Origin of the sequence: Rhizobium skierniewicense, assembly GCF_014196515.1 — a bacterium.
Lineage (GTDB): Bacteria > Pseudomonadota > Alphaproteobacteria > Rhizobiales > Rhizobiaceae > Agrobacterium > Agrobacterium skierniewicense.
Map to the genome: position 1 here is coordinate 39200 of NZ_JACIDV010000010.1, position 16854 is coordinate 56053.

A 16854-nucleotide genomic window follows, 5' to 3' on the forward strand; every position below is an offset into this window, starting at 1 on the left:
CAGAGTGCGATGAAATTGGAATCGCGCCACCCGGACTCCCTGCAGGCTTGCCGCTGCCTGCAGCATATTCAGCTCGGACGGATCATTGAAGACGCTCCAGATCAACACAATATCTTTCGCACGGTGTATGCGGAGGCGATCATGTGGTTAGAGATGCCAATAGGTAAGTATAAGGGTAAAACGCTACCGCAGTTGTTGCTGACGGACCCGGACTATTTTTTCTGGGCGATGGAGCAGGATGACTTTTTCAGGGGCGGTCTTGCAAAGCAGGCAGCCGACATCCTCCGTAAAGCCCGCCGCATCAAGATCCCCAAACCGGATCCCGCTAACTGGCGCGTCGAGTATTTTCTGACACCCGACGGTAAGTTCGCGCATTTCGACATTGTCGAGGCTGATCGCGCACCGCATGTCGGCTCAAGCAGGACTTCCCGCTCGCCGACGCTCGATTTCGCATATGTCCGCCAGACGCGGGACTACGACAAACTTGGATACAAGCACTTCATCAAGAGCTTCAAATACTTCTATTTTGGGAGCTTTGATGTGCGGCTTAACAAGGCGAAATGCGAAGCGTTCTTCGACAATCCAGCGAATTTCAGTTAGTTCTAACGCGTCTAAGGCAGGATGAATTAAGGGCAGCAACTCGAAGCCTATCAGCCCATGGAAAGCCTCCCGCGGTCCGATCAAGGTCGATCGGTACTCGTTTGGAGCGGCCAAGGCGGTAAACGCCTTGTTAACTGGGCCAATTGCAGTTCTTCCTTCGGCTGAAGGGGAGATAGTCCTGCCGTTCAGGATCGGGATCAATGATGACATCGAGAGATTGTTGAGACCGGGTGCGGCACTGTCGGATCTGCACAAAGCGCTGCGCCGGTACACGCACAGTGCGGCGTATCTTTATGCGACCGCGCGGCCGGATGCCTTGCGCCATGATATGTTGGTGAACCCTTCGGCGCCGTCAGAGATGAGGATCGGCTGAACGCCCGTCAGACTTTCCTGATCGTTCAGGAACGACGCAAGCAGCGCCGCGAGCAACGTGAAAGCGAAAAATTAGCTCAAAACTAATCCGACAGGCGCGTGAAATCATCTCTGACGGCGGTTTCGTGAAAAATTGCACCTACGCGATCCTCATCACGACTGGCTTCTCCATGGAATGACTCTTATAAGGGTGGTTGACGCAGTACGCGCTGCGTTGCGGCTTAGAATCCGCAGATGAACGGTTGGCGCTGACCGGAATGGCGCCAGGAACCCTCTGACTTTGTGTCCGGGGGCCTGCGGCGTATGTCCAGGCTCCGGCTAAAGGTCGCAGGGCCGATTCATCTCGGATTCTAACCCCCGGCAAGGGTTCACAGGGTTCAACGTCAGCGGGGGCGTACCGCGGCCAACCAGGGTTAGGTGAGGAATGGAACTGGAAGATGCAATCGTAACGAATAAGGTCGAGCTCCGCCCATTGATCGGGCTGACGCGAGGATTACCTCCGGCGGATCTGGAAACCATCACGGTTGACGCTATCAGGACGCACCGGCGATTGGTGGCAAAAGCCGATGAACTCTTCCAGGCTCTCCCGGAGACCTACAAAACCGGAAAAGAAGCCGGCGGCCCACAGCATGTTCGATACATTGAAGCGATCATCGAAATGCATGCGCAGATGAGCGCCGTGAAAACCTTGATCAGTATTCTTGGCTTCATTCCCAAGGTCGTCGTCAACTGACAGCTGGCAAAGTCAAGTGCGGACAATCATCGTGTGAGGGCGGATATGGCTGTATCGCTTGGTTTACGTGCTTAAGCTGCGCGTCTAGTGGTGGCGTCGCCCATCGTGTTCCTCAGCGGGTGCCGGCTTGATCTGTGTCGTCAATCGTTTCGATTATTTCGTAGGTTTTGATGAGCCTCTAGATGCCTTCATTCAGTGACACACGCGCCACATCCGGCGAAACTGCGCGGATCTGAATTTTCACGAGATAAGCCGATTTCCAAATTCAGGATACTCGGCCGCCTCGCGCTTGAACTGGTGAACTGCCTCACCGGCGGCATCCGAACTCTCGTAAAAGTAAAGGACCATGACCCCGGCTCGGACAAAACAGAATTGACTAAGTCACAATCACAGGCCCGATTGACAGTGACCCTTCCTGCGCCCATCGTCGTCTCCGACTCCGCATAATTATTGGCGGCGCTAAATTGCGCATCTCGGTTACGCCGCAGGCAAGAGTGACCCGGTAATTTGCACCCTTCACTATCATGCCCCTTCAACGAGCGGATCAGCGCCTTCAGCACGTCAGGTGCGGTATCAGCCTCGACCTTCAAAACACAAACGCCCTTGCAACCGATCTCAATGCGCGATGGTTTTACCGAGCGCTTCGCAGTCGTAGGTTTGGCCGTCGCATTCGGCCGCTCCGCTTCACTGATCGGCTCCGACGCAATCAGCGCAACAGCAGGAACGAAACCACTGGGTTGGTCGCCGCGAACTTCCCTGCGCCGGGTGTAAATCTGCTGGGGACGGATATCGTGCCGATGGGCGACATCCACGATCCTTGCGCCTGAAGCGGCAGCCTCTTCCAATATCTGTAGCTTATCGTCATCAGACCAGTCACGCCGACGCTCGACCCCTGTCAAAATCTTCATAAGGTCCATAGTTTATCCGCGATGACGTCGCTGACGACAAAGTTATGGACGTAACTTCCGATGTTCGATGAAAATTTCTACTACAGGCTCACCGGACGCTTACGATCCACCGCTATATTCGATAGGTTTGATGGCTTGGACTCCAGCGTCGAGGCCCCCTTCGATTTTCCAGTTCAACAGCCTAATCCGCTCGAAAATCACTCAGACAGCGCGGCATGACGGCAAACAGAAATTTCAGTTGAAACGTTATTCTTATAACCGGCGCGGTCTTATTTGATATTGTGGTCGGATCGCAAGATTTCCGCGGAGTGAGATATATGCAGAATATTGTATCCAATTCACAGACACAGCGGCAACCCATAGAAAAAGAGGTGTCACCCTTCCATCGCGTAATGAGCGACGATCTGATCTCCCGGATCGTGGATGGCATGGTCACTAACGATCCTGTTGAGACTGCAAGGAATATCTCAAACCTTAAGCTCTCTAATAAATCTGTAAAGGAAAGTGTTGAGCGTAGTGCTGGAGGAAGATTTCACGGACAAATCAATAGACTTGGCGCAGCAAGCAAGGCCTTATATGACCACGCGGTTCCCACAGAAGGATTCTCTGAGCATCCTGAGTTTCGTCCAGCCTTGCCAAGGGACTACGCCCTGGCCGGGGAGAGAATTGATGCAATCGGGGGAACTTTAAAGCTGCAAACACCGCAACGAAAATCAGCGCTCGTAGATCATATATTGAATATCGCAGAACCGTACGATCAAGGTCACGCGCTTGAGTATGTTGCGCCCCATGTCGGTGAATTTAGCTCGGAAGATCGTCGACGTCTTGTCGAGAAAATGCTTGAGCACTTTTCCACCCCCTTTACCGATGAGTTGCCAAGCGATGAAAACTTCAGTGGAACTTACGCCTTGTTCAAGGCATTGCCCCACATGGAAGATAGCCTGAAGGCGAGGATGCTTGATACCGTGGTCAATAATCCTGATATGGCAGCACTCATTCAATCGCAGAAGGAACGCTATGATTGGTTGAGGGCGCAAGATGAGTACGAGAAGGCCACTTGGCGCTCCACGCAAAAGCCAACTGTCGATGAGCGGCTGGCAGACATAGAAAGTTCAGTTAGAAGCAATCTCAGCCTCGGTCAAGGCAGTGACCTTGAGAAGATGCGCTCTGCAAGGCCCCTGCAACAGACTATAAGTGACACCCTCAATCTCGCGCGTGAAGAACTCAAAAGCCGCGCCCCCGACGTCCGAGGGAGGTAACCTCAATTATTTCGTAGAATTGTTGCGAACTACGAGACGACGACGAGAACCATGTGTCGCGCGATCCGGCGTTATCGACAGTGTTGGCGAAAAGATCAAGGCGCTCTCGTGGGGTACGTGAGACGTTTTGGCTCACCGAGCCGCAATATCATTTGTCCACTCAGGTTTGCTTTGTTTCACAGAAATTCGCCTCGATCAACCGAAGGTCCCCCAAGAAGGAAACTTCTCCTAGCACATCAAATCCAGCGTCTGCCAAGGTCAGGATACCGTCGATTTCAACGCCTCCGGCGATCTAAACTTCGGGAATTTGTGTCGGTGCACATGTTGCTCGCACTTACGGTAGGCCGCGCCAGACGCTTTGCACATCCCATCCCGCTTGGGCGGAGCCTCGAACATTCGAGCATATTCGCGGCTAAATTGCTGGACACTTTCGTCGCCAACCCTTGCAGCGGCGCTGTCGGCATTCAGGTGTTTTGTCACCATCAGATTTCCTTGCGGCGCAGACTCGAAGGGTCTTCTGGTATTGAACATGACTGGTTCCAGTTGGGTGGCGAAAGTTGTGATGGAACGTGGATGGCGGACTTGATGATGGGCATACTTGCCTTCCGCCGCGGTCGGCCATAGTACCCAGCGCAAGAATTGAGACGGCTAAGACTTCGCTCTATATGTTGATCGATCTCCTTAAGGAACGCGATCTGTCGGTGCACCTAATCAAACGTCTTGGACGTCAAATCCGTTGTCATAAAAGTCACGAACAATAACGAGAAGGTCAGCAAATTCGACCTCAATGCAAAGCTCGCGATACCCGCGGACAAAAACAGAATGTCTATCAAAACGATGGTGGCTAAATTTTTCGACTATCAAATAGTCGACTTTTCGATCAATGCATAATTGCACGCAATCTCTTACCTGCAACTCTGCCTCACAGATATACACAATCGTGCACGAAGAAGAGTTTGATGACCTTTCCCGTTTGACGGACACCCGCCATGGTCTCATCAACAGGCTTTTTGCTGCTTCAAGAAATTTGCACATCAATGCTTGGCCCTCTTTCTGGGTCGGCATATTGGTGCATTGAGCAGTCCTAGCAATGCATGTTGGAAAAAACCGCGTTTCAACTGAAACACTGAATTTATTTTGGCAGGTTCCGAGCAGAAACAAAAAGCAAGGCTACATACTTCGCCGGCGTTCCAAACGTTCGTTAAGTTGGTCGGTCTCCTTTGTTCCACCGAGTTCGCATGAGGGGTCGAAAGATGGCGTGCTCGATTTGATGGTCGAACTGCTGCAAATTCCGTCTTTGGCCTAGCGCGCCGTCACAAAGGTGGTGCGCGTTGACTCACCAGATACTTCTTAGCCGTGTGATTTAATTCGTTAGCGTTGAGTAACGAGGGATGTCGCTCCCAGCATACCCCGGCAGCAAACCGATCGCGAATGTTACCGTTGAAACACAGTTTCTGTTTAACCAGCATTCAGGGAGTGATAGACCTGAAGCGAGATCGCCGCCAACAGGAACAACCCTAGTATTCCTGATATATTTTTGATGGAAATATGGCGTGCATACGAAATATGGAAAGTATGAATGGCTAAAAATGATGCTTATAAGCTAATTATATTTGATTTTGATGGTACATTGGCCGACAGCGGCGCCTGGATGATACGCGCTCTGAGGGAAATGTCCGAACGTCACCGATTCGTATCGCCCAGCGACACTCAGATTGAATATCTGCGGGGCCTTTCAGTTTGCCAGGTTCTGAAGTGGATGAGAGTACCGGTGTGGCGCATTCCTCTGATCGTGAGAGACTTGCGTAAACTGGCTCGCGAAGCCACGTTCGATATGTTCCCTAGGACAGAAAAGGTCTTGTTTCTCCTCCAAGATCAAGGGGTCGAGCTTGCAATCTTAAGTTCGAACAGCGTTGAAAATATTCAGCGCGTGCTCGGGCCATTGGAGAGATACTTTGCTTATATAGAGGGCAGCTCGCCAATATTTGGGAAGGGCAAAAGGATCAATAAGATACTTCGTCGGTTTGAAAGGTCCCGGAATGAAGTGCTTCTTGTCGGAGATGAGGTACGTGATATTGAGGCAGCGATGAGTCAAAACGTTGCCTCCGCGGGAGTTACGTGGGGTTATGCTAAGAGAGAGGCTTTGGCGTGCAGCAATCCCACGCACATTCTAGAAGATATTGAGGATCTAATAGACTTGAAACCTCTCTAAAGAAGGAGAGCTACGCTCGTAGCTCTACTACATCATATTCACATTGAAATTGCCGCACATATGTCGGGAAGGGCTGAAAGCGGATGCCATCAGTCGTTCAACGTGCCCTAGCCTTGCTTCAGAAGCATAACATGCACGATCAAGAGCCTGGACTGCGGCATTCAACGGATGCCTACGTCGAAGCGGGCACTTAAGCATTTCGACGCCATGTGTAGCGCGCGATTAAATGTCGACTGAATTAGGCGGCGTCTTCAACATAGACTGGGCCAGATGCATGTCCACGAGAACCAATTGATGAGCAGTCTGATGATTGTTCTCTTGTCCGGCGCCGCGATACTGATCCACTGGGAAACGGCCTACGTAGCACGTTAACACTGCTGTGTTTAATCCAAGTTTATTAACGAAACGAATCTCTTGCTATCGATAATTACCTATCGCGTCTTGCAGCCGAATGAGGCAAACATGAAAACGTCGACCAAAAAAATGCTTGTCTACGCCGCGATAATTTTCACTCCAGGATTTATATATTTTCCACTATATAAAATTTTGCTCACTCTTTATAGTGAAGATTCAGGAGATACATATTTTTGTCAGTTCTATACGGAGTTCTCATTTTTTTGGATAATGGGATTACTGGTTTTTGCCTTGTCAACGATGCTTAAAAAGAAGCCTTAGTTTTCCTTACGCCGCGCGGAAATTCTAACAAGCTTCAACGGGCGTGGGGTCAACCTGGTGGTCTCCAGCGTTAAATGACGACACCTTGTCGGCGTTACCGCGCATATTCTAAGCCAACGAAGTGATCAGCTTTGAACGGCTGTCACGGCACCCTTTCGTTTGCGCGAGACGGGATTATCTGGGGTCATCGTTGCCGAGCGGTGCGGGTTGAGTACCGCAATGCCGCACAGCCTGCCTCGGCAGAAGCATGTTACAACTGAAATCAAATGCGGCGAACCTGAAATAACCCGTTAACTCACCTCTTACAAGATTCTGCGAGCGAAGCGATATCTGTTGGCTCACTAGACTTGGCAGGAGCTGTCATGCACTCAACCAGATTGCGAACAAACGAAGTCGCGGTCACGCTACCCGAAGAAGGCGACGCATCGCTTTTCTTTGTTGGAAAGATCCGGACCCCTTGGAAAAGTCGAGCTGACACTCCTCGGCAGGGCAGTGAATCCGGGCCACTATGCACACTTGAAATTTCAGAACCGTGGGCCGTGGCGCTAAAGGGGGTCGAGGCGTATTCGCAACTTGAGGTTCTATATTGGTTGCACCAGTCACCACGCGATATCGTCCTACTAAGTCCCGCTGACGATGGAGAGATTCACGGTGCTTTCTCCCTACGAGCACCTGTGAGGCCCAATCCGATCGGAACATCGATTGTGAAAGTGGAGAGGGTATCTGGGAACTCGATTGTTGTACGTGGTCTTGATTGCCTGGATGGAACACCGCTGTTGGATATAAAACCGGACCGCTCGCTATCAAAGCCGCTAGCCCCGGTGAGGAAAAGGTTCTCGATTCCTGCCGTCTGACTGGCACGATGTACCACTCTTCCTTCCACAGAAAAATCAGCCGGTCGCGAAAGGCATTTCCGATGGTTTAGGCTCTGATGACAAAGTGGTCACCAGAAGCGGGATTCATGACTGCCTTTGAGGAGGCAGTTTCGGCTCGCGGGGACCTCACGGATATGGAATGATGGATCATCGAGGCGCTACTGCCCAACGAACGCGGTAGAAAGTCTCGACCGTCGCACGATAATCGGCAGTATCTGAACGGCATGCTGCATGTTCTCCGGCCCGGTTGTCCCTGACGCGACATGCATGAGCGCCACGGAAAATGGTATTCCGTTTATGTACGCTTCTGCCATTGGGCCGAACGGGGTATTTGGGACGCTCTCCTTGAGACCTTGTTCGAACTTGGGCTGACGGATGACTGGCACACATAATCGATAGCACGACAGTTCGTGGCCGTCCTCGTCGTCACTCCACGCGCCCGCTGCGGCTCCGCCCAACTGTCAAAGCGTATTGAGGACATAACCGAGAGTTGGAAGTGATCCTGCGTCAGTGGGCAGGCATCCAGACGGTATGGGAGAAGTTGACCTGCCACAAGTGCCAAAGGATTACGCGGCCACAGCCCTCCTTCCGTGTGACGCAACCCGGCTCATCGCCGACTCTTTTTCGAGACATAACTGGACAACCTAAGCGTATTGCGATCACCGTGTCACGTCGCGATTGTTGCGTTGACTTTCAAATGAGTTTTCGTCGGATTGCCAGCGCTATCAGATGCGCCTTGGAGTGGACGTCGAAGCGTTTCATGGCTTCGCGAAGTTTGACACGGACGCTGTTGTACTTGACCCCTTCGACGTCAGCGATCTCCTCCATCGTCATGCCAACGGCGATCCATCGGAGATAAGACGCCTCCTTCGGATCGAGCCATGCGGCATCTTCTGCCGTAGGCGTGGTGCGAAGGTATGAGATGCGGGCATGGATCTGCCCGATGGTTGATGCCGCTGCAACTGCATCGATTTCCCGATCCAGATCAATCACCGGCTTATCCGATGCCAGCGTGAACATCGACATCGAGCCGTTGGCAGTCCTGATGGGTATGGTGATGCCGGAGCGGATGCCGAAATCGGCTGCGCGAGCATAGAAAGAACGCTCGTCTCTCGACAGCGACGGTCGTTCCTGCTCGCCCGACCAGGTAAAGATGTGCTTCCTGGACCTTGCGCGTTTGACGACCGGATCGAGAGCCACTAACTTCTTGTCGAAATAGGTTGATTGCCACTCGCGATGATAGTTGGTCACGGCAGTGATATGCCTGTGCTGGATATGGAGATAGGCATAACCTGTGAAGCCGAAATGCTCTGCGATATCCGCCAGCCCCGTCTTCAGGATGCATTCATCGCCTTCGATCGCGGCAAGATCCGTCAGCTTGTCCAGCCAGTGTTGCATTCTTCATCTCCGTCTAATCGTTGCCATTATCCTTGTCGTCATTGTTTGTCCGACAGCTGCCGATCGGGAGCGATGTGGAGTGTTCCAAATCAGGTCGGCCAAAGCGTCGCACGTCCCGCCATCTTCCCAGTCGGGGATCGACCGTCGTATGATCTATGGGATGAAAACCGGCGTTGGAAAAATCTATCGTGGCAAAAGCGGGGAGGGCATAAAGACCACCAAACAAGCCAGCAAACTTGCTCTCTATCAAGGTCTTGAGGTTCGGAAAGCCTCCACCACTTAACCGGTCGACATAGGCGAATAGCTGTACTTTGTTCTTCATTTTGAACTTCCGATGGTTTGCGTGGGTACGAGGCGTATTGATCCAGTGTAGGTCAGGTTATCGAGTCGCGAGCAATGATACGGCTTTCACCGAGCAGTCCTTGTTCGTCCATGATCGGATGGGCGACGGATACGAGGTGGGCGTTGATCCGTTTGAGATCGCGCAGGATGTCGAGATGAAGCGAACTGGTTTGCAGGCTGTCGGCGCGTCCGTGACGCAACCGCTCAAGGTGACGCTCGGAAGATCGTTTCTCCATCTGGCGCACCTCGATCTTGCGTTCCATGAGTTGGCGGGCAAGGTTGACATGCGGGTGACGAAGATCGTCTGTGCGATCCTGAGATTGTCTATGGTCAGCTGGAAAAACTGCTGAAGCTCGACAAAGCCGTCATCGGAGAACTTGAGGCCGTGCCCGATCTTCTTGGTTACCGCCTGCAAGAGACCTTTCTCTATGATGTCGCCGATGTGTTCGAGGTTTGTGGCGTAGTCGATGATGACGATCGAACGGCGCCCTTCGTCTTCTGACAATCCGGACCGACCAAGTTTGGAAAGGTAGACCTTGACCTCCTGTTGCAACCGGTCGACCTGATGTTCGATCTGAGAAATATCCTTTAGCCTCGATGCGTTATTCTGCTCAAAAGCATCAGAGACTTTCAAAAGCATTCTTTCGATCAGATCTCCGACACCAAGCACCTCGCGTGTAGCACTGGTGAGGGCCACGATCGGTGTCGACAGTTCGTCGGCGTCGAGAAATTTTGGACCGTTTTCCGTCTGGGCCTTATCAGGGATTAGAATGGTCATCCACCGTGCGATGAGCCGCGAAAAGGGCCATCTGAGCAACGCGAGGGCGATGTTGAAGGCCAGGTACGCATCGACGGGAAGCTCGGAGTAGGGCAGGGGTAACATGGACAGCCAGTCGGCGAGAATTCCCGCTCCGGGAAGGGTAACGACGCAGCCAATGGCCCGTACGAGCAAGTTACCGAGCGTCACACGCCGGGCGGCTACCGATCCCGACAATGCGGCAATCACCGGCGGAACAGCGCCACCCAAACTGGCCCCTAGAACCAATGCAACGACAAGGCCGCCGGATAGAATGCCGGTAGACGCCATCGACAGGATAAGAACGACCGCAGCGAGGCTTGAGGACGATGCAAGGGCAATCGCCGCCGAGAGGATAATGGCGACCGGCCATGCGTTGTCGAGGAGCCCGATGAAGGCCGCAAGCGCTGCTGAATGGCGCAGCGGCTCGGTCGCTGGACTGAGAAGATGAAGAGAAAGCAACATCAGCGCAATACCGATAAGGGCGGTTCCAGCGCCCTGACGCGACGTTGTTCCGCCTCGATAAAGAATGATTCCCACAGCAAGCAAGACAGGCGAAACCCATTCGATTCCGGTAGCAACGATCCATGCTGTTACTGCGGTGCCGACATTGGCTGCCAGCAGCACGACCTGCGCCATGCGCGGCTTGATCAGTTCTCGCTCAACAAATGAAGAGACCATCAGCGCTGTGGCCGTAGAACTCTGCAGTGCTACGGTCGCGACAAAGCCTGCAAGAAATGATCGTGTGCTGCTCCTTGTTCCGGTTGCGAGACCGGTGCGAAGCTTGGAACCAAGCGTCCGGGACGCTCCTTCCTTGACCTGCGAAAGGCCGAACAGCAGCAGAGCAACTGCCCCGAACAGGTTGATCATGACGATTGTCGACTCCAACGCCGCCGTCCTCAGTCTAAGCCGGTTTGGTAGGGACTATTGTCGAAGAGAACCCGGGGCGTGGAGACATTGAACCGGTGGGCGAGCTGGGAGGAAAGCTGCCCACCGGCCTCCCGCCTGCGCCGCCTCGCATACAGGAAGAATTTGCTGGAGGTCCAGAAGTTCGAGGCCGTTCAGCTTCAATCAATCGTGCACGTGGCATAGGCACTCTCCCAAAGTTCATCTCAGGCAAAACAGGCGCAGGGGCCCATTTGGCCTAAGTAACGAATGAGCGGTTTCGCTCACTCGACCAATCGCTTACAGGGCGGACGCGGCTGTGTTAAAGCTCGGCGGGGAAATCTTATACGCTGTAGTACTCTGTTGCAACGCAACAAAACCGTCATCAAACTTTCATTTGACGAAGAACGATAACGCTCATAATGTGAGCGATATAGATCATTCTTGGGTGAAAGGGAAGTGTTGTGTTCAACTCGACGCAGGACCGCCAGGCTAAAATCGTCGAGCTGTTGCGAGGCGAACAGTTTCTGTCCATCGGCAAGCTAACCGACCACTTCGAGATATCAGTGGCGACCGCCCGGAGGGATCTGAGTGAACTCCATGAGGCCGGTCTTTTGCGCCGGACACACGGCGGAGCAGTCAGCGTTTCCCAAGTCGCTCAAGACAAGCCGAACGCGGCTCGCGCCGTTTCGCATCAGGCCGAAAAAGCGGTGATCGCTGCGGCGGCCGCGGCGATGATAAAGGACGGCGACGCTGTTCTGCTTGATGCCGGTACCACTGCCTTGGAGGTCGCAAAGCATATTTCCGGGCGCGCTGGCCTGACGCTGATCTCGAACGGCACAGACATCGTTGCCGAACTGATCCGAGGCGAAACGAAAAACGTCTATTCAGTCGGCGGGGAATATACCGAAACCAACCGGTCCTTCAGAGGTCCGCTCGCCGAGCAGTTCATCCGACAATTCAATGTCGACAAGCTGATCCTCAATGCCAGCTCGATCGATCTGGATCGGGGATTGATCTGTACGGCGTCGCCACTGAACGCGAGCGTCCAGAAGGCGATGATTGAGGTCGCAAGCCGCGTCATTGTCGTTGCGGATCATTCAAAGTTCACGAAATCAAGCCTCTCGGTGACCGCCAGGATAGAGGACGTCGGGGTCATCGTCACCGATGCCGGCGCCAGAAGCATCATTGAGACAGTACCGGAAAAGCTGCGGAAGAAGCTCGTCATCGCGAACTAGGTTCGAAGTCCGCGCAATCGCACAAACACTCTTTAGAAAGAGCAGGGAGAGGACAACCAGATGCGTAAGACCAGTCGCAGAAGTTTTATGATGGGCGCCGGGGCGATAGCTCTCGCGTCAACCGCAGGCGGAAATTTTGCATCTGCCGCGGATCGTCGCGCGTTGCGCATCGGTGTAAATGGGCTACCTCCGTCGCTGGAGCCGATCAACGGCATTAGCAACACCGGCCCGCGTATCATCAACCAGATTTTTGATGCCTTGATCCGGCGCGACTATTTTGCGGATGGTGCCAAAGGCAACAATATCAAGCTTGTGCCGGCACTCGCTGAAAGCTTCGAACGGATTGACGACAAGTCCATCCGGTTCAAGCTTCGGCAAGGCGTCAAATTTCACAACGGCGCCGAGATGACGGCGGAAGATGTTGCGTTCACCTTCTCTTCTGAGCGGCTGTGGGGTGACGAAGCGATCAAGACGGTTCCGAATGGCCGAAATTTTTCTCCCAACTGGGACGAGCCGGTCGTGGAAGACAAGTACACCGTCGTTTTGCGTACCAAGACGCCGTCCTATCTCATCGAGAAATATCTCGGCTCCTGGCTCGGCCCGATCGTCCCGAAGGAGTATTACAAGAGCCTCGGTGCAGTTGCCTTCGGTAACAAGCCGATCGGCACAGGGCCATACAAGTTCAGGGAGCTTGTCGCTAACGATCATGTGACGTTGGAAGCGAATGACGGTTACTGGGGCGATAAGCCTACGGCCTCGACAATCACTTACCAGGTCGTAGCGGAGCCAGCCACGCGCGTGGCCGGTCTGATCAGTGGTGAGTATGACATCATCACGACGTTGACGCCGGACGACATGGCGTTGGTTGACGGCTACTCTGACCTCGAAACGCGTGGCACGCTGATCGAGAACCTCCATATGTTCACGTTCAACATGAACCAGCCAATCTTCCAGAACAAGACTTTGCGTCGTGCTCTGGCGCTTGCTGTCAATCGGCCGCTTATCGTCGAGGCTTTGTGGAAGAATAAGGCTTCCATACCGAACGGCTTTAATTTCCCGCATTACGGCGCGACTTACGACCCGAAGCGGAAGCCTATGGAATTCAACCTCAAAGAGGCCAAGCGTCTTGTCAAGGAAAGCGGTTACGACGGCACCCCGATCACCTATCATACGATGGGCAACTATTACGCCAACGCTGTCCCCGCGTTGATGATGATGATTGAGATGTGGAAAGCCGCCGGCATCACCGTCGTGCCGAAGATCTTTGCGCCGGGGACGACACCCAAGGACTCCGACATTCTAATCCGCAACTGGTCGAACGGCCAGTGGCTGACGGACGGCCTCACAACGATGGTATCGGAATTTGGTCCTGGCCGCGGTGTCCAGAAGCGCTGGGGTTGGAAGGCACCTGCAGAGTTCAACAACCTCTGCGACCAGGTGGCCCAGCTGAAGGATGGCGAAGAGCGTTCCGCAGCCTTCAACCGCCTTCGTGATATCTTCGAGGACGAAGCTCCTGCTGTCCTGATGTATCAGCCTTACGATGTCTACGCTGCACGCAAAGACGTCCAGTGGAGTCCTGTTTCATTCGAGACCATGGAATTCCGCGGAAACCTCAATTTCAAATAACAACAATCCAACGAGATGGCGGTGCGCATCCGTGCGCACCGCTCAGGGAGGATGAAATGTCTACTTTGTTGAATGTTCGTGATCTCGTGGTCGAGGTGCCGGCCCGCAATATCCGGATTATCGACGGTGTCAGTTTCTCTTTGGAAGCCGGCCAGACGCTGGGGCTCGTTGGCGAGTCTGGTTGTGGAAAAAGCATGACGTGCTACGCGGTGGGCAACATGCTTCCGCGGGGAATTGCGAAAACCGGCGGATCAATCGAATTCGGAGCGAACCGGACGGCGTCCGCCAAATCCGGCAAGCCGACGATCGCGATGATCTTTCAGGACCCGACAAGCAGCCTGAACCCGGTCCACACGATCGGCTACTACCTGGAGTCCGCCCTTTACCGCCACCAGGGTCTGAAAGGCATTGATGCTCGGCTGGAAGCGATGCGGCTTCTTGAGCGTGTCGGTATCGATCGGGCCAAAAGCCGGCTGCGATCCTACCCGCATCAATTCTCCGGCGGCATGAACCAGCGCGTTATGATCGCCCATGCTCTGGCAGCAAAGCCCCAACTTTTGATCGCCGACGAGCCGACGACGGCGCTCGATGTGACGATGCAGGCACAGATCCTTCATCTGCTCGAAGAACTGAAAGCCGAGACCGGCATGGCGCTGATTATTGTATCCCACGATCTAGGTGTTATCGCGCGTCTCGCCGATAGGGCGGCAGTGATGTACTGCGGAAAAATCGTCGAGACGGCGCCCGTTGCGGAATTGTTTGAAAGACCGGCCCATCCGTATGCTCGCGCTCTGATCGAATGCATGCCGAGTATCGAGGCGGACGATCTCGAACCGCCGGTCCCGATCCCCGGATCTGTACCGCTACTCGATAACCTTCCCCAGGGCTGTTATTTCCATCCGCGCTGTTTGCGAGCGACGGCAGAATGTTCGACGCGGTTTCCGGCGCCTGCGAATGTCGGCTTCGCGCATGAAGCGGCCTGTTATCATCCGGTGGCTGCATGAGCGCGCCCCTCCTCAAGACACGCGACTTGTCGAAGGCCTTCGGTCAGAAGACCGGCTTTTTCTCGAAGTCGACCAGCCTGTTTGCTTCCAGGAAGATCAATCTGGAACTGGCGCCCCGCGAGAGGCTCGGAATTGTCGGGGAATCCGGAAGTGGCAAATCGACACTCGGCAGACTTCTCCTCGGCCTGACACCGCCAACGAGCGGTGACATCTGGTTCGAAGGCGTGAACCACAAGGAACGGACTGCTCAGGACTGGAAGAACTTCCGCATACACACATCGCTCGTTCAACAGAACCCCTTGTCGGCTTTGAATCCGCAGATGACCATCGGCGAGCAGATTGCCGAGGGCCTTATTGTCCATCACGTGACGGACCGAGCGGTTGCCTATGAGCGGGCTGCGGCCATGCTTGAGCGGGTCGGCCTGTCGAGCGTAATGATGGACCGCTATCCGCACCAGATGTCTGGCGGCCAAAGACAGCGCGTCGTTATCGCTCGGGCTCTCATCCTTGATCCGAAGCTGGTCGTCTTCGATGAAGCCGTATCCGCTCTAGATGTCTCCGTTCAGGCGCAGGTTGTGGCGCTGCTGCGGGAACTCTGGCGTGACTTAGATCTTGCCTACGTCTTTATTACCCACGACCTACGCATTGTTCGTCATCTCGTTGACCGGATTGCGGTGATGTATCTGGGGTGCGTCGTCGAGACGGGTGATATCAGGTCGGTCTACCAATGGCCGCGTCATCCTTACACACGTGCGCTACTTGCATCTGTCCCTACCATGGACCCGACTGTGCGCAACGTCGAACCGCCGATCAAGGGTGAGTTGGACATAACGAAAGCCGGTCAGGGCTGTGCTTTCCGTTCGCGCTGTCCGTTTGCTATCGACAGATGCACGAATGAGACGCCAGCACTTCGATCGGTCGGGGACCAGCAGGTGGCATGCCATAGGGCTGAAGAGTTCCCTCGATCAATCGCTTCCTTGCCGGCAGACTCGCAGCAGAAGGAGATTGCCTAATGGTGGCATTCATTTTTGCCCGCCTGGTCCGGGCTGTCATTGTGCTTGTATTCACCGTAACGCTTGTTTTTGTTGTTCTGCGCTTAAGCGGAGATGCCGCGCAACAGATGTTGCCTGACACTGCGAGCCCCGAGGCGTTGGCCGCCTTCCGGACCAAGTGGGGGCTCGATCGGTCTATTGTCGAGCAATACCTGATTTACGTCGTTAACGCATTGAGAGGCGATTTCGGGACTTCATACGCCGATGGCCGAGACGTCTTCGATGTCGTCAGTGAGCGAATCCCGAAAACGCTGCTTCTTACGGTCTCGGCCTTTGTTCTTAGCATGTTGATCGGAATTCCAGCCGGCATCCTTGCTGCGGTTCGGCGGGAGTCCGCTGTTGACAAGGGCGTCATGGCAGGCGCTGTACTCGGCTACAGCATTCCCAACTTTCTGCTGGGTCTTGTGTTTGTCTTTGTATTCGCTGTCTGGCTGCGGGTGCTCCCGAGCTCGGGAAGTTCGTCATGGAACCACGTGATCCTGCCGGTCGCGACATTTGCTTTGTTCAATGCCGCCGCCATTGCGCGGTTCATGCGCTCGACCCTGATCGATGTTCTTGGCCAACCTTACATCGCTGCGGCTCGCGCTGACGGCATCCCAAACTGGGAAATCATACTCCGCCATGCTTTGCCAAACGCGGCGATACCTATGGTGACCACGCTCGGCTTCACCGCTGGTGGACTGCTGGGCGGCGCCGTTCTGATCGAACCAGTGTTTGCGTGGCCGGGGCTCGGCAGCGGTTTCGTCGCGGCAACCAGCAGCGGCGACCTGTCGGTCGTTCAGGCAATGATCCTGCTCTTCACGGCATTTATGGTGACGATCAACCTGACCGTCGATGTCCTCTACGCGGTTCTCAACCCCAAAATCAGGAAGCACTGAC

Annotated in this window: 14 protein-coding genes and 2 pseudogenes; 12 read left to right on the top strand and 4 right to left on the bottom strand. The window is 54.2% G+C overall.

Features of this window, described 5'->3' with window-relative positions:
- The first annotated feature begins 9 nt into the window (after positions 1 to 9).
- The 3 genes from GGQ73_RS16275 to GGQ73_RS16285 all read left to right on the top strand — a co-directional run bounded on the left by GGQ73_RS16275 (position 10) and on the right by GGQ73_RS16285 (position 1705).
- Positions 10 to 600, top strand: a complete 591-nt coding sequence (locus tag GGQ73_RS16275) for a hypothetical protein (RefSeq protein WP_065657600.1) — start codon at positions 10 to 12, stop codon at positions 598 to 600.
- Between the two features lie 127 nt (positions 601 to 727).
- Positions 728 to 973: a ProQ/FINO family protein gene (locus GGQ73_RS23365; RefSeq protein ID WP_158006765.1), complete on the top strand. Its 246-nt coding sequence runs from the start codon at positions 728 to 730 to the stop codon at positions 971 to 973.
- 423 nt (positions 974 to 1396) lie between these two features.
- A complete protein-coding gene (locus tag GGQ73_RS16285) occupies positions 1397 to 1705 on the top strand; it encodes a transcriptional repressor TraM (protein ID WP_035258696.1) in 309 nt (102 codons plus the stop codon).
- A gap of 188 nt (positions 1706 to 1893) precedes the next feature.
- On the opposite strand, the gene GGQ73_RS16290 is transcribed toward GGQ73_RS16285, so the two are convergent.
- Entirely contained in the window at positions 1894 to 2622 is a 729-nt protein-coding gene (locus GGQ73_RS16290) for a transposase (RefSeq protein ID WP_173994919.1), read from the bottom strand.
- 308 nt (positions 2623 to 2930) lie between these two features.
- On the opposite strand from GGQ73_RS16290, the gene GGQ73_RS16295 reads away from it, so the two are divergent.
- The 4 genes and pseudogenes from GGQ73_RS16295 to GGQ73_RS23430 all read left to right on the top strand — a co-directional run.
- The gene (locus GGQ73_RS16295) at positions 2931 to 3872 is read left to right on the top strand and encodes a hypothetical protein (RefSeq protein WP_012478144.1); all 942 of its coding nucleotides are present in this window, start codon (positions 2931 to 2933) and stop codon (positions 3870 to 3872) included.
- Positions 3873 to 5451: 1579 nt separating this feature from the next.
- Positions 5452 to 6084: an HAD family hydrolase gene (locus GGQ73_RS16300; protein ID WP_065657607.1), complete on the top strand. Its 633-nt coding sequence runs from the start codon at positions 5452 to 5454 to the stop codon at positions 6082 to 6084.
- Between the two features lie 1037 nt (positions 6085 to 7121).
- A complete protein-coding gene (gene tsaA, locus GGQ73_RS16305) occupies positions 7122 to 7613 on the top strand; it encodes a tRNA (N6-threonylcarbamoyladenosine(37)-N6)-methyltransferase TrmO (RefSeq protein ID WP_032489521.1) in 492 nt (163 codons plus the stop codon).
- Between the two features lie 167 nt (positions 7614 to 7780).
- Positions 7781 to 8049, top strand: a pseudogene (locus GGQ73_RS23430) (transposase); the annotation flags it as partial.
- 278 nt (positions 8050 to 8327) lie between these two features.
- Here GGQ73_RS23430 and traR read toward each other — a convergent pair.
- The 3 genes and pseudogenes from traR to GGQ73_RS16320 form a co-directional block, all read right to left on the bottom strand.
- Complete coding sequence (traR, locus tag GGQ73_RS16310) at positions 8328 to 9032, bottom strand: autoinducer-binding transcriptional regulator TraR (RefSeq protein WP_173994923.1); 705 nt, start codon at positions 9030 to 9032, stop codon at positions 8328 to 8330.
- A gap of 13 nt (positions 9033 to 9045) precedes the next feature.
- Positions 9046 to 9354: a hypothetical protein gene (locus GGQ73_RS16315; protein ID WP_065657609.1), complete on the bottom strand. Its 309-nt coding sequence runs from the start codon at positions 9352 to 9354 to the stop codon at positions 9046 to 9048.
- A 52-nt stretch (positions 9355 to 9406) separates the two neighbouring features.
- Positions 9407 to 11058: pseudogene (locus tag GGQ73_RS16320) on the bottom strand (Na/Pi cotransporter family protein).
- Between the two features lie 461 nt (positions 11059 to 11519).
- On the opposite strand from GGQ73_RS16320, the gene GGQ73_RS16325 reads away from it, so the two are divergent.
- The 5 genes from GGQ73_RS16325 to GGQ73_RS16345 are packed head-to-tail and all read left to right on the top strand — an operon-like array spanning position 11520 to position 16853.
- Positions 11520 to 12293, top strand: coding sequence for a DeoR/GlpR family DNA-binding transcription regulator (locus GGQ73_RS16325; protein ID WP_173994925.1), 774 nt, complete (start codon positions 11520 to 11522; stop codon positions 12291 to 12293).
- A 60-nt stretch (positions 12294 to 12353) separates the two neighbouring features.
- Complete coding sequence (locus GGQ73_RS16330; RefSeq protein ID WP_012478151.1) at positions 12354 to 13919, top strand: ABC transporter substrate-binding protein; 1566 nt, start codon at positions 12354 to 12356, stop codon at positions 13917 to 13919.
- A gap of 56 nt (positions 13920 to 13975) precedes the next feature.
- Positions 13976 to 14923, top strand: coding sequence for an ABC transporter ATP-binding protein (locus GGQ73_RS16335; RefSeq protein ID WP_012478152.1), 948 nt, complete (start codon positions 13976 to 13978; stop codon positions 14921 to 14923).
- Positions 14920 to 15936, top strand: a complete 1017-nt coding sequence (locus tag GGQ73_RS16340; protein ID WP_065657611.1) for an oligopeptide/dipeptide ABC transporter ATP-binding protein — start codon at positions 14920 to 14922, stop codon at positions 15934 to 15936. The genes GGQ73_RS16335 and GGQ73_RS16340 overlap by 4 nt, the downstream gene beginning before the upstream one ends.
- Positions 15936 to 16853 (top strand): ABC transporter permease, encoded by a 918-nt coding sequence (locus tag GGQ73_RS16345; protein ID WP_012478154.1) that lies wholly within the window; start codon positions 15936 to 15938, stop codon positions 16851 to 16853. The genes GGQ73_RS16340 and GGQ73_RS16345 overlap by 1 nt, the downstream gene beginning before the upstream one ends.
- Position 16854: the final 1 nt, after the last annotated feature.